10 protein-coding genes are annotated in these 13,178 nt (G+C 61.5%); 6 read left to right on the forward strand and 4 right to left on the reverse strand.

What is annotated here, in order from left to right; translation table 11 throughout:
* The first annotated feature begins 1 nt into the window (after window position 1).
* The gene (gene lpxK / locus IFT66_RS00415; protein ID WP_192076493.1) at window positions 2-1,042 is read left to right on the forward strand and encodes a tetraacyldisaccharide 4'-kinase; all 1,041 of its coding nucleotides are present in this window, start codon (window positions 2-4) and stop codon (window positions 1,040-1,042) included.
* Between the two features lie 26 nt (window positions 1,043-1,068).
* Here the strand turns inward: lpxK and IFT66_RS00420 are convergent, their stop codons facing one another.
* Together IFT66_RS00420 and mutL are read right to left on the reverse strand one after the other, a co-directional pair.
* Window positions 1,069-1,302: a DUF2093 domain-containing protein gene (locus tag IFT66_RS00420; protein WP_192076494.1), complete on the reverse strand. Its 234-nt coding sequence runs from the start codon at window positions 1,300-1,302 to the stop codon at window positions 1,069-1,071.
* Between the two features lie 79 nt (window positions 1,303-1,381).
* Window positions 1,382-3,205, reverse strand: a complete 1,824-nt coding sequence (mutL, locus tag IFT66_RS00425) for a DNA mismatch repair endonuclease MutL (RefSeq protein ID WP_192076495.1) — start codon at window positions 3,203-3,205, stop codon at window positions 1,382-1,384.
* A 326-nt stretch (window positions 3,206-3,531) separates the two neighbouring features.
* Here mutL and IFT66_RS00430 point away from each other — a divergent pair, with 326 nt between their 5' ends.
* The 3 genes from IFT66_RS00430 (at window position 3,532) to IFT66_RS00440 (ending at window position 8,851) form a co-directional block, all read left to right on the forward strand.
* Window positions 3,532-5,214: a response regulator gene (locus IFT66_RS00430; RefSeq protein WP_192076496.1), complete on the forward strand. Its 1,683-nt coding sequence runs from the start codon at window positions 3,532-3,534 to the stop codon at window positions 5,212-5,214.
* 111 nt (window positions 5,215-5,325) lie between these two features.
* On the forward strand, window positions 5,326-6,681 hold the full coding sequence (locus IFT66_RS00435; protein WP_062579341.1) for a putative bifunctional diguanylate cyclase/phosphodiesterase: 1,356 nt from the start codon (window positions 5,326-5,328) through the stop codon (window positions 6,679-6,681).
* Between the two features lie 124 nt (window positions 6,682-6,805).
* Complete coding sequence (locus tag IFT66_RS00440; protein ID WP_192076497.1) at window positions 6,806-8,851, forward strand: NADH:flavin oxidoreductase; 2,046 nt, start codon at window positions 6,806-6,808, stop codon at window positions 8,849-8,851.
* Between the two features lie 90 nt (window positions 8,852-8,941).
* Here the strand turns inward: IFT66_RS00440 and IFT66_RS00445 are convergent, their stop codons facing one another.
* Window positions 8,942-9,550, reverse strand: coding sequence for a PRC-barrel domain-containing protein (locus IFT66_RS00445; protein ID WP_062453695.1), 609 nt, complete (start codon window positions 9,548-9,550; stop codon window positions 8,942-8,944).
* A 227-nt stretch (window positions 9,551-9,777) separates the two neighbouring features.
* A complete protein-coding gene (locus IFT66_RS00450) occupies window positions 9,778-10,671 on the reverse strand; it encodes an SMP-30/gluconolactonase/LRE family protein (RefSeq protein WP_342344736.1) in 894 nt (297 codons plus the stop codon).
* A 189-nt stretch (window positions 10,672-10,860) separates the two neighbouring features.
* On the opposite strand from IFT66_RS00450, the gene IFT66_RS00455 reads away from it, so the two are divergent.
* Together IFT66_RS00455 and IFT66_RS00460 are read left to right on the forward strand one after the other, a co-directional pair.
* Window positions 10,861-11,595, forward strand: coding sequence for a helix-turn-helix transcriptional regulator (locus IFT66_RS00455; protein ID WP_062453693.1), 735 nt, complete (start codon window positions 10,861-10,863; stop codon window positions 11,593-11,595).
* 379 nt (window positions 11,596-11,974) lie between these two features.
* Complete coding sequence (locus tag IFT66_RS00460) at window positions 11,975-13,141, forward strand: Mrp/NBP35 family ATP-binding protein (protein WP_192076499.1); 1,167 nt, start codon at window positions 11,975-11,977, stop codon at window positions 13,139-13,141.
* Window positions 13,142-13,178 lie beyond the last annotated feature (37 nt).

Consider the following 13,178-nt stretch of genomic DNA (forward strand, 5'->3'; position numbering starts at 1 on the left):
GGTGGTATCCGAAGCACCGCCATTCTGGTGGACCAAGGCCGACTGGCGCGTCTGGGCGCTGTCGCCGGTTTCCTTTATCTACGGTGCCGTCTCCGGTCGCCGCATGGCGAAGTCGAAGCGGGCGCAGGCGCCGCTGCCGGTCATTTGCGTCGGAAACTTCACCGTCGGCGGTGCCGGCAAGACACCGACGGCGATCACGCTTGCCCGTGCCGCCAAGGCGAAGGGCCTCACCCCCGGCTTCCTCACCCGGGGCTATGGCGGATCGCTAGACGTCACGACTGTTGTCGATCGTTCCAAGCACAGGGCCGAGGCCGTCGGCGACGAAGCGCTGCTCCTCGAGCGTGAGGCGATGACCGTCATCTCCCGCCGCCGCGTTGATGGTGCGAGGATGCTGGCGGAAAACGGCGCCGATCTCATCATCATGGATGACGGGTTCCAGAGCGCCCGTCTCTCGATCGATTTCGCGTTGGTCGTGATCGATTCCGTCCGCGGCATCGGCAACGGCCATCTCGTGCCGGGCGGACCCGTGCGGGCGCCGCTTGCCGAGCAGATGCGGCAATCTTCCGCCATCCTCAAGGTCGGCAATGGCGACGCGGCCGACAGGATCGTGCGCCAGGCCTCGCGTGCCGGCAAGCCGATCCATGTAGCGACCCTTGATCCAAGCCCCGGCCAGTCAGTGGCGGGCAAGAACATTCTCGCCTTTACCGGCATCGCCGATCCGGACAAATTCTACCGCACGGTCAACAGCGTCGGCGGGCTCATTTCATCGCGCCGGTCGTTCCCCGATCACCATTTCTTCACGACGGATGAAATCGAAAGCCTGCTGGAGGAGGCCGACAGGAACGGCCTCCATCTGGTGACGACGGCCAAGGACGCCGTGCGTCTCGTCGGTCATCACGGTCCGGCCGAAACGCTGCTCAATCGCGTGCAGGTGTTGGATGTGGAGATGCGGTTCGACAATCCAAAGGCGCCCGGCCAGATCATCGACGCGGCTTTCGCAAGGTTTCGCGAGCGTCGGCTGAAGAGCGGCGTAAAACCCTGATCACGGCGCAAACGCGCGACTGTTGATTAAGCCCGGCTCTGGTTCGGCAGCATGCCGGCGCGCTTGTCGGCTTCCAGCGAGGACACGCAATCGGCATAGGCTTCCTGCCGCGCCACGCTCCAGTATTTGAGCTCGTCGACCGGGATCTGTGCCCCCGTCATCGCGCAGATCACGTATGAACCGCTGCTGACGATCTGGTAGTCGCCATCCAGGTACCGGATTTTCGCTTCGCGGAAGCTGCCGCCTTCGAACCGGTTCATCTGTCTGCGTCTCCTGCGAAAAAACATCGGATTGCTCGCGCCTTTGGCCGTCATTCCCTACACCGCGTGTGGCGCGCCTTCAAGTCCGTCCGAACAGGCGTTCGATGTCGGAGAGCTTGAGTTCAATATAGGTCGGGCGGCCGTGGTTGCAGGTGCCGGAACCGGGCGTTGCCTCCATCTGGCGCAAAAGCGCATTCATCTCGTCGGGCCGAAGCCGGCGCCCTGAGCGCACCGAGCCATGGCAGGCCATGGTGGCCGCGACATATTCCAGCTTGCCGCGCAGGGCACCGGCCGTGCCCCATTCGGCCACTTCGTCGGCGAGGTCGCGGATCAGCGAGGATGCATCCACTTCGCCCAGCATCGCCGGCGTCTCGCGCACGGCAACCGCGCCGGGACCGAACCGCTCGACCGCCAGCCCCAGCCGGTCGAGTTCCTCCGCATGCAGCATCAGCCGGTCGCACTCCTCTTCCGGCAGATCGACGATCTCCGGAATGAGCAGAACCTGAGACGCCAGCCGCTTGTCGTTCAAAGCCTGGCGCAGTGCCTCGTAGACCAGCCTTTCATGGGCCGCATGCTGGTCGACGATGACAAGGCCGTTTTCCGTCTGGGCGACGATATAGTTCTCGTGCACCTGCGCGCGCGCCGCACCCAGCCGGTGGCGCTGCCTGTCTTCGGAAACGTGCACGGTTTCCGATATGGCATCGTCCGTGCGGGCCGCCGGCATGGTTAGACCGTCGAAATCCTGCTGCGCCCGTTCCCCGAACCCGAACGGTGCCTGCAGCGGCCGCGACGGAGAGGCCGCCGGGCTCCAGGGAGCGGGCGTCGGAGACCGATAGGCGGGCGAAGCCGAAAACCCTGCCGAGAATCCAGGGCGGAACGCCTGCATCATGCCGGATGCGCCGGTCGTGTTCGCCCGGTCGCCCTCGCGGTGCAACGCCTCGCGGATGGCGCCGACGATCAACCCGCGCACCAGCCCCGGATCGCGAAACCGGACGTCTGCCTTGGCCGGGTGAACGTTGACATCCACCAGCGCCGGATCGAGCGTGATGGACAGAACCGCCACCGGATAGCGACCGGACGGCATCCGCTCCGCATAGGCGCCGCGGATGGCCGACAGGATGAGCTTGTCCTGCACCGGCCGTCCGTTGACGAAGGCGTATTGATGTCCCGAATTGCCCCGGTGGAATGTCGGCAGCCCGATAAAGCCTGTGAGGCCCACATCCTCGCGCATCGCGTCGATCTCGATCGCATTGTCGCGAAACTCGGCCCCGAGAACCTGCGCCATGCGCGCCAGATGGTCCTCGCCGGTCGCCGGCAGGTCCAGCGTCGTGCGGTCGGAGCCCGACAGAACGAAACGCACATGCGGAAAAGCGATCGCCATGCGCTTGACGATTTCGGTGATCGCACCGGCTTCCGCGCGTTCGGTCTTCAGGAATTTCAGGCGTGCCGGCGTTGCAAAGAAGATGTCGCGAACTTCCACCACCGTGCCGGGATTGGCCGGTGCCGGCCGCGCCGCGGTCGTCTTGCCGCCGGTCACCGACACCTGCGAGCCGCTGTCGCTACCTTGGCGCCGGCTGGTGATCGTGAGTTTCGCGACCGACCCGATCGACGGCAGTGCCTCGCCGCGAAAGCCGAGCGTTCTGATATCGTCGAGCGTCGTCGCGATCTTCGAGGTGCAGTGGCGGCGGATCGCGAGGTCGAGATCGGCGGGCTCCATGCCCGATCCATTGTCCGTGACGCGCAGAAGAGACTTGCCACCGCCCGCCGTGGCGATCTCGATGCGCGTCGCACCCGCATCGATGGCGTTTTCGACCAGTTCTTTGACAGCGCTTGCGGGTCGCTCGATGACCTCGCCGGCAGCGATCTGGTTGATGAGCGTTTCGGAAAGCTGCTTGATGAACATGGCGCTATTTTCAAGGATTTCCGGCGGGAAGGAAAGGCTGCCGGATGGTTTGTCCCCTGCAAGCCCTGCAGCAAGCCTATCTTAATTCGGCCTTAACCGAAAACCGATATTCAATCTGAGTTGAACAGGATGAACCCGGGAGAGCGCCAGCTCTCCGCAGAGGAACCGATGTATGGGCCGGCTGGGCACCCGTACACGAGGATCGGCCCTTTGTTCGAGGACTTGAAGCCAGCATGTGTCTTACCCGACTTGATTAATTGAGACGGATTGCACCGCATGGTGCCGGCGATTGGCCGAGTCTGTGAACACACAGGGGGTTTTGTCACATGAATGATTTGGCGTCGGCGGACGCGGACATTCAGACTGCGATGATGGAAGTGATTTCCGAGGCGATCTCGGGTGGGCACTCAGGCGGCCTTGTCGTCTACGACAAGAACGACCTGTTGATCTTTGCCGGTCAACAACTGACCATCCTTCTCGGCATTCCTGACAGCGTCCTTGCACCCGGTACACGGCTGCGCGATCTCCTTGGTGCCATCTATGACGGCGGCGGACGGTTCATGTCCGAGACCGGCGGCACAAAACGATTGCTCAGCCGCGACGACTGGATTTCCGACAACATTGCCGCGCTCTGGAAGGAGCGGCACGAGGCGCTGATGCGCCGTGGTGCCGATCGCTGGATCAGTCTTGCCAAACGGCGCCTGCCGTCAGGCTACGGCGTCTGCATCCTCCGGGACGTTTCCGAACAGCGCAAGCGCGAAGAGCAGTGGCGCGCCGACATGGAGCGTGTGCAGTTGACCGAGGATATCCTCGACAACCTGCCGTTCCCGGTCATGGTCAAGGACACCAATCTCGCCTTCGTCGCCGTCAACAAGGCTGCCTGCCGGTTTCATGATCTCCCGGCCGAAGCGCTGCTCGGCTGCACGGGGACCGACATCCATGCTCCCGCCTTGGCCCAGCGGCTCGACGGTATCAACCGCCGGGTGGTGGAAGACGGCGAGGAGATCCAGCTGCCGGAGCGTCTGACGCGTCCGGATGGCTCGCAGATGGTAATCGTCGCCAACAAGTACCGGATCGGCAAACCGGGCCGGTACTATCTCGTCACCGCCATGCAGGACATTTCCCGGATGGTGGAGGTGGAAGAGGACGGGCGTGGCTTTATCCGCCTGTTCGACGACCCCAATCTGTTTTCCGCCAAGCTGCATCGCAAGAGCAAGATGCGGGACGCTTTGCAGGGCGCGGATCCCGATATCGCCGGAAGCCAGATCCTGATCGTTTCAAGCGACCCGCTTTTCACCGGAACCGCGAAGGCGATCCTTGCGGATTTTCAGGTCGAGGCATCCTCGGTCGTTGATGAACACGAACTGGCGCTTTGCCTCGAACTCGTGTCCAACGCCGCGGTCAGGGTCGATCTCATCGTCGCGGATCGCGATCTGGCGTCCGCCTGCCGCGCCATCGGCTCAAATTACGACAAACAGGTCGTGGCCTTCGATGCTGCGGCTCTCGAAGAGCATCTCGTTCCGACCCTCAGCCGCGAACTGACCAAGTTGCGTGGACCTGTCGAACAGGACGAAGAAGACAACTGGCAGATCCTGCCCGATGACCCTCAGCCCTGCGTCGATATCCTTGTTGCTGAAGATAACGAGGTGAACCAGATTGTGTTCTCGCAGATCCTCGAAAGCCTCGGGTACCGCTATGCGATTGCGGTCGATGGAGAAGAGGTGGTCAGGATGTGGCACGAGCTTCGTCCGTCGCTGGTGCTGATGGATGTCACTCTGCCGACCCTGAACGGCTTCGAGGCAGCGCGGGCGATCCGCACGCTCGAGGAAGAAGGGCAGGCGTCGACACCGATCGTCGGCGTCCTCGCCCAGGCATTCGACCGCGACCGCGAGGAATGCTTTGCATCGGGAATGGACGACGTGATCCTGAAGCCGATCAGTCCCGATGTGCTGGAAACCCTGTTCGCGAAGTTTCTCGTCGTTGCCGGTTCGCAGCAGATGCTGTCTTGAGCATGGATCGGAAGCGCGGACGGCTATCCCGAAACGCTACGGTTCCGCTATGAAATGTTAAGCTTTGTCCCGCATCGTCGCCTATCAAATGTGGTGCAAGCGGATAAACTTATGACGTTGGCGGAAAACCCGTTGCCGCAGCTCCGTCAGCATGAGCTGCAGGCCAAGGCTTATAGCGACCCGCTTACGGGTCTTGGAAACCGACACCGTATGCGCGACAAGGTTCACCTTCTCGCCGCAGAGCGTGCAGCCGATCCCGCCCCGTTTACTGTTTGCATTGCCAATCTCGATGGTTTCAAGCCGATCAACGACCTGTTCGGTATGGAAGCGGGCGACGAGATCCTCTGCCAGGTGGCGCATCGCCTCAAGGCCTGCATTCCGGATGGCGCAACGGTCACTCGTCACGACGGCGACGAGTTTGCCTTCGTGCTGCCGCTCGTCTTCGAGCGCACCGGTGCCGAACGGATCGGCCAGATGATCCGGGATGTTCTTTCCGCACCCTATGATCTGGGGGATCGCAATGTGCGTCTCTCGGCGTCCTTCGGCTTTGCCATCTACCCCTTCGCCGGCGAGCATTTCGAGGAACTGCTGAAGAGCGCTGAAACCGCGCTTTACCGGTCCAAACGCCGCGGTCGCGGCCAGATCACGGTCTATTCCCAGGAAATCGCGCAGGAGATGATGCGCGCGACGCAGCTTGAACAGGCGCTGCGCCATGCGATCATCAGCGATGCCGTGGATGTCCATTTCCAGCCTATCGTGCGCCTGGACGATGGATCGGTCGTCGGGTTCGAGGCACTCGCGAGATGGAACGACAAGGATCTCGGTTTCGTATCGCCCGCCGTCTTCGTGCCGCTTGCCGAAGAGCGCGGTTTCATCGATGCGCTGTCGGAAACCCTGCTGCGCAAGGCAGCCGAGGCAGCGCTGTCCTGGCCGCGGGATCTGTTCCTGTCCTTCAATCTGTCCTCCGCCCAGCTGATGGACCCGACGACCACGGAAAGCATCCTTTCGACGCTCGCCCGCGTCGGGCTCGATCCGCATCGGCTGGAATTCGAGATCACCGAAACCGCCGTGATGACCTCGGCCGATACGGCAGAGCGCATCATCACGGATCTTCGCAAGGCAGGCGCGCGCATCTCGCTCGATGATTTCGGCACCGGCCAGTCCAGTCTCGGACGTCTGCGCGACTTCACCTTCGACAAGGTCAAGATCGATCGCGCCTTCGTCTCCCGCATCACCTCGGACCGTGCCTCTGGACACATCGTCAGGGCGATCATCGCCATGTGCGACGGTCTGGAACTGGAAGTGGTCGCCGAGGGCATCGAGCAGCCGGAAGAAGCGGAAATGCTGCGATCGCTGGGCTGTGCCATGGGGCAGGGCTATTACCACGGCAGACCCGCCGATACGGCCTCGACGCTGCGCTATCTGAGCACCCATCACCGCGACTTCATGACCCCCGAACGGGACTGATCTTCCGCCTCCACCACCGTTGAGGAGAGGGCGCGGAGTGGACAGTCCGCGCCGCGTCTGATGCTCGCACGGGGCTGTCCGCTGCGCGATGATGTGGTTTTGCAAGCCGCATTGCGAGATCACCATGTCCGTTTCGAACGATCCCCTTCTGCAGCCGTTTCAGCTGAAGCATCTCACCCTCAAGAACCGCTTCATGTCGACGGCGCACGAACCGGCCTATTCCGAAGACGGCATGCCGAAGGATCGTTACAGGCTCTACCATCTCGAAAAGGCAAAGGGCGGCATCGCGCTCACCATGACCGCAGGTTCCGCGATCGTCTCGCAGGACAGTCCACCCGCATTCGGCAACCTGCACGCCTATCGCGACGACATCGTGCCGTGGCTGAAGAAGCTCACCGATGACTGTCATGAATACGGCACGGCGGTGATGATCCAGCTCACCCATCTCGGGCGCCGGACCGGATGGAACAAAGGCGGCTGGCTTCCTGTGCTGGCGCCATCTCCCATTCGCGAACCCGCCCACCGCGCCTTCCCGAAGGAGATCGAGGACTGGGATATCGAGCGCATCGTTGCAGACTATGCCGATGCCGCCAGCCGCATGCAGGCGGCGGGTCTCGATGGCATCGAGATCGAAGCCTACGGCCACCTGATCGACCAGTTCTGGTCGCCCGCCACCAACCACCGCGACGATGCGTTCGGCGGGTCGCTCGAAAACCGCATGCGGTTTTCGACCATGGTGATCGATGCGGTGCGAAAATCCGTCGGTCCGGATTTCATCGTCGGCATCCGCCTGGTTGCCGACGAGAACTGGGACAAGGGGTTTTCCCGCGAAGAGGGGATCGAGATCTCCCGGCGGCTGGTGGCATCTGGCGGTATCGACTTCCTCAACGTCATCCGCGGCCATATCGATCACGATGCGGACCTGAACGAGGTGATCCCGATCCAGGGCATGCGATCCTCGCCGCATCTCGACTTTGTCGGCGATGTCAGGAAGGCGACGAAATTCCCGGTCTTTCATGCGGCCCGTATCGCCGATGTTGCAACGGCCCGGCATGCGGTCGCCGAAGGCAAGCTCGACATGGTCGGCATGACCCGTGCCCACATTGCCGATCCGCATATCGCGAACAAGGTATCAAGCGGCAAGGAGGCGACCATTCGCCCCTGCGTCGGTGCGACCTACTGTCTGGATCGCATCTACGAGGGAGGAGAGGCTCTCTGTATCCACAATGCGGCGACGGGGCGCGAAGCCTTGCTGCCGCATGTGATCGAAAAGGCGGCAGCTGTCCGAAGGGCCGTCGTGATCGGTGCCGGTCCTGCCGGGCTCGAGGCGGCCCGCGTGCTGGCAGAGCGCGGCCACGCAGTCACCGTGCTCGAGGCAACGGGGGAGGCGGGTGGTCAGATCAATCTTCTTGTTCGCAATCCGCGCCGCCGCGAAATGATCGGCATCATCGACTGGCGGCTGGCGGAGCTTGAGCGGTTGGGTGTCGAGATCCGCTACGACGTGTTTGCCGGCGCCGACGATGTCCTCGAACTCGAGCCCGACCTCGTCGTCGTCGCAACCGGCGGCATACCGCAGTCGCCGCAACTTGAGGCGGGCGAAGAGCTTCTGACCTCCAGCTGGGATATTCTCGCCGGATCTGCCAAACCCGCAGGCCCGGTTCTGCTGTTCGATGACAATGGCGGCCATCCGGGTATGAGTGCCGCCGAAGTCATCGCCACATCAGGCGCGGATCTCGAGCTTGTCTCCCCCGAACGCTTCTTCGCACCTGAGATGGGGGGCATGAACCATGTCCCCTACGCACGGATTTTTGCCGAGAAGGGTGTCCGCGTGACGATCAACACGCGGTTGAAGTCGGTGCGGCGTGACGGCAATGCATTGGTGGCAAGCCTCGGATCCGATTACGCAAGGGATGTGGTCGAGGAAAGGCGTGTCGCACAGGTCGTGGTCGAGCATGGCACGGCCGCGAACGCGGATCTCTATTTCGAGCTGAAGCCGCTCTCGCGCAATCTTGGCGCCGTGGATTACGCGATGCTGATTAACAGAAAAGCACCGCTGCTGCCGAAGAACCCTAATGCCGCTTTCGATCTCGTGAGGATCGGCGACGCTGTGGCAAGCCGCAATGTCCATGCAGCAATCTACGATGCGCTGCGATACTGCTCGCTTTTGTAAACCGCGCACGAAAAAGGCAGCATTATCAATGCCGCCTCTTCCATTCAATCGTCTGTCACGTGGCGTGTAGCCCGTTCCAGGTCCCTAAGATTAGTTCTTAGGAGCCGTCGACGGAGTTGTGGCGCCATTTTCAGCCGGTGCTGCCGGGGTGCCCGGAGCCGGGTTCATCGTGGACGACGTGGTCGATGTGTCGGATGCTGCCTGCTTGTCGTCCAGTGTCTTGAACTCTGGAGCAGACTTCAGCGCTTCGGCCGTTTCGGTGGTCGACAGACGCACTTCGTTGTTGTTCTGTGCGTCGCGGGTGAGCGTCAGCTTGCTGATCGGAAGAGCTACATCCTTTTCGCCGATGCCGAGGAAGCCGCCGACGCCGACAACTGCTGCAACGAGTCCGCCGTTTTCTTCAAACAGGAGGTCGTTGACGTCACCGATGCTTTCGTTAGCCGAATTGTAGATCGACTTGCCGATGTAATCGTTGGCGCTGACCTGGGTGGTCGCCTGTTCGGTCAGGTAATTGCCGTCTGCAGTGGTAGCCATGCCACCTGCTGGTGCAGCCGGGGTCGTTGTCGTGGTATCGGCCGGTGCCGAAGGTGCTGCCGGTGTCGCCGGAGCAGGCTGTGCCGTCTGGGCAAAAGCCGGTGCAAGTGTGGTGGACGCCATGAGAACGGCTGCTGCGGCGATCGTGCTGAGAGTCTTTTTCATCGTGTTCCTACCTTTTCCATCTAATTCGTCATGAAGGACGGCTTCTCGGATTGAAGGGCCGTCTCGACCAAGAAGGACGCGTTCGTTCTGCTTGGCTTCGGTAGGGAAATGGCCGAAACGCCGGTTTGGTTCCGCATTTCGATGCCGTTTTATTAGGCAGAAACTGCGGAACATTTCAGCACTTGGCGGGTTTGGGGCCTCATCAGCGAGAATATAGATCCTTAAAGTTAGGCCGAGTATCGGGGTTCCCGACCAAGCGTGACTGGAACGGCGAGTTCGAACAACGCTCCTGCCAGCGGATCGGAGGTTCGGGCGTCCTGGTCCATTCCCTCCCAGGCTGATGTGACAGCCAAGCGCCCATTTCCGATCACGACAGGGCAGGTCGTTCTCTTGGCGGGCACTTCGAAACGCGCGAGAAGGACACCGTCCAGACCATAATGGTCGACCGCACCTTCACCCCAGCGGGCGTTCCAGATCGTGCCGTCCTGATCGCAGATCGCGCCATCCATTCCACCGGGGCTGCCGCTGCCATCGATGAAGAGGGTGGGTTTTGACGTCGGGAGTCCGGTCAATGGATCAAGGTCGACACGCATGAGGTGGTTGATGCGCGTGTCGACATAATAGCCGGTGCTTCCGTCCGGCGAAAAGCAGATCGCATTCGGAATGCTCATCTTGTCAAACAGCGTCGTGACCTTGCCGCCCACGACATGATAGATCGCACCCGCGCCTTCCGCAGCGGTGCGCCCCATCGTGCCGATCCACAGCGCACCGGAAGGGTGCAGCCGGCCGTCGTTGGAGCGGTTGTCCGGCTTGTCCTTCTCGAGGTCGCAGTGCAGGGTCAGTTCGCCGGTGGCGCGATCCCGTATGAAGAGCCCTTGATCGGAGGCGATCAGCTGCCGCTCGGCGTCGATCGGGACGAGAACGCTTCCCATTATGGGGAGGATCTGCACAGATTCTTTGCCGGTGTTGATGTCGAGCGAGCGAAGCTGCTTTTCGAGAATGCTGAACCACCAGATCGTCCCGGTGTCCGCATCAAAGCTGGCTCCTTCGCCAAGTTCACAAGGCGTCGAGGACAATACGCTACCCTGGAACGGGTGAGAGACAAAATCGGCTGTGGTCACGGGCATCCTCCGCAGAAGCTTCTGTTCGTTGCAGAATTAACGCGAACCGCCGCGATGGCTAGCCGCGTCATCAGATTTTCCCTGACAAATTCCTGAAACCATGCGACAAGATTCGCAAATGCGAGAACCTATCACCATCACCTGGTGACGTTTGCGTGCGTAAGGTCTGGTCGGAGCAAGAAGCAGTACATGTCTAAGACCGAAAAAGCCGAAGAGATGTCCTTTCTCGACGGCAGTGTCGCCGAAATCGCCACCCTGCAGACCCAGTTTGATGTCATCCGGTTCCTGAAGCGAGTGACGCAGTATTATAACTGTCGCACCTTCATGGTTCTCAACCTTCCGTCGATCACGTCTCGCGAACTGTCCGAAAATACCGTCGTTACCAATTGGCCGGCGGAGCTGATGTCGCAGTTCGACAAAAGCGGTCTGATGCAGACCAGCTCCGGCCTTGCACATCTGCGCAAGTTCACGACGCCCTTCGTCTTCGATCTCTCGAGCGATCGCGGCGTGATCAATTCGAGCGACGAGGTCACGCAGATCTTTTCCGGGTTCGGCATCCAGCGCGGCGCCTGTTTCCCCGTCCATGACCGGCTCGGCAATCGCGGCGCCGTTTGCTTCGGCGGTACGGGCAAGACATTTGACCAGCAGCAGATGATGGAACTGCATTATCTCTCGGTTCACGTCTATGAACAGCTGGCGCAGATCCGCAGCCTCGACGTCAAGACCAACGATGTCCTGACCGAACGCGAAGTCGATTGCCTGAACTGGACGGCTGCGGGTAAGACCAGCGCGGAAATTGCCGAAATCCTTGGACTCTCCGAGCACACCGTAAACCATTATCTCAACCGCACGGCCCGCAAGCTCGACACCGTCAACCGCACCCAGGCGGTTGCCAAGGCGTTGAGATCCGGCATCATCAAGTAACGATGCGGGCGATCATTATTTGATCAACTCCTCTGTTTTCTACGCGGTCAATTGATCGTTCACTGGGCAAATTCCCAACGCTCTCGAGTTGCCTGTCCCTAACACCCTGTTTCGACTACGTAAACATCCGCATTACGGTCTGGCATGGTTCGTGCTTGTTTACGGGCAGGTCCAGAGGGGGCTGAAAGCGTCCCAAGAGGCGCGATAAAAACAAGCCGCTATCCGGGGCGCCGTCTGGCTGCCATCCGGGTAGCGGCTTTCTTTTTTCTGACGTGGGGCGTTTCAACGAAGCGTCTTGCTCGAGACCGGTGACACTTCCTATATAAGCCTTGGATCCGGCGCGGGCAGTTTGTGTCGAGATCGCTATCAGGAGCAGGCAATGTCCGACGTCACCAAGGAACAGGTTCTGGCGGTTCTCGCGAAGGTTCGCGGACCCGACCTCGAGGGTGATATCGTCTCTCGCGGAATGGTCTCCGACGTCTTTATCTCCGACAAGAAGGTCTATTTCTCGATTACGGTGCCGGCCGATCGCGCAACCGAACTCGAGCCGCTGCGCATGGCCGCCGAACGGACGGTCGCCGCGATGCAGGGCGTCAACGGCGCGCTGGTTACGCTGACGGCCGATCGCAGAGCTGGAACGGCACCTGCCAAGACGGCACCTCCGCCAAAGCCGCAAGCGCCTGCCGCCGGTCACGCCCATCCGCACCCCCCCGCCACACCCGGGCCGAGACAGCCCGCACCGAAAGCCGGCGTTCCGGGCGTGGGTGCCATTATCGCGGTGGCGTCCGGCAAGGGTGGCGTTGGCAAATCGACGACAGCAGTCAATCTGGCGCTGGGTTTCCAAGCCAACGGTCTCAAGGTCGGCATTCTCGATGCGGATATCTACGGCCCGTCCATCCCGCGTCTCCTCAACATCTCCGGCAAGCCGCAGCAGCTTGAAGACCGGAAGATCGCCCCGATGCAGAACTATGGTCTGAAGGCGATGTCGATCGGCTTCTTGGTCGAGGAGGGCACCGCGATGATCTGGCGCGGCCCGATGATCCAGTCGGCACTGCTGCAGATGCTGCGCGAAGTCGGCTGGGGCGAGCTCGATATTCTCGTGATCGACATGCCGCCTGGAACCGGCGACGTGCAACTCACGCTCGCCCAGCAGGTGCCGCTCGCCGGTGCCGTGATCGTCTCGACCCCGCAGGATCTCGCCCTGATCGACGCCCGCAAGGCCATCGCCATGTTCGGCAAGGTCGAGATACCCATCCTCGGCATCATCGAGAACATGAGCTACTTCCTCGCTCCCGATACGGGCACCCGCTACGACATCTTCGGCCATGGTGGCGCAAAGTCGGAAGCCGAGCGCATCGGCGTTCCCTTCCTCGGCGAAATCCCTTTGACGATGGACATCCGCAAACGCTCCGACGCGGGCACGCCGGTCGTCGTTTCCGATCCGGACAGTGCATCCGCCGCCGTTTATCGGGAGATCGCATCCAAGGCCTGGGCAGAGATTAAGGGCAAGCCGCTGCGCAAGGCGCCTGCCATCGTTTTCGAATAGAACCTATTCGAGTTTGGACGGTCTCCCGGGCAGGAAT

The organism is Rhizobium sp. CFBP 13726, assembly GCF_014841925.1.
In the GTDB taxonomy this organism is placed as follows: Bacteria; Pseudomonadota; Alphaproteobacteria; order Rhizobiales; family Rhizobiaceae; genus Neorhizobium; species Neorhizobium soli.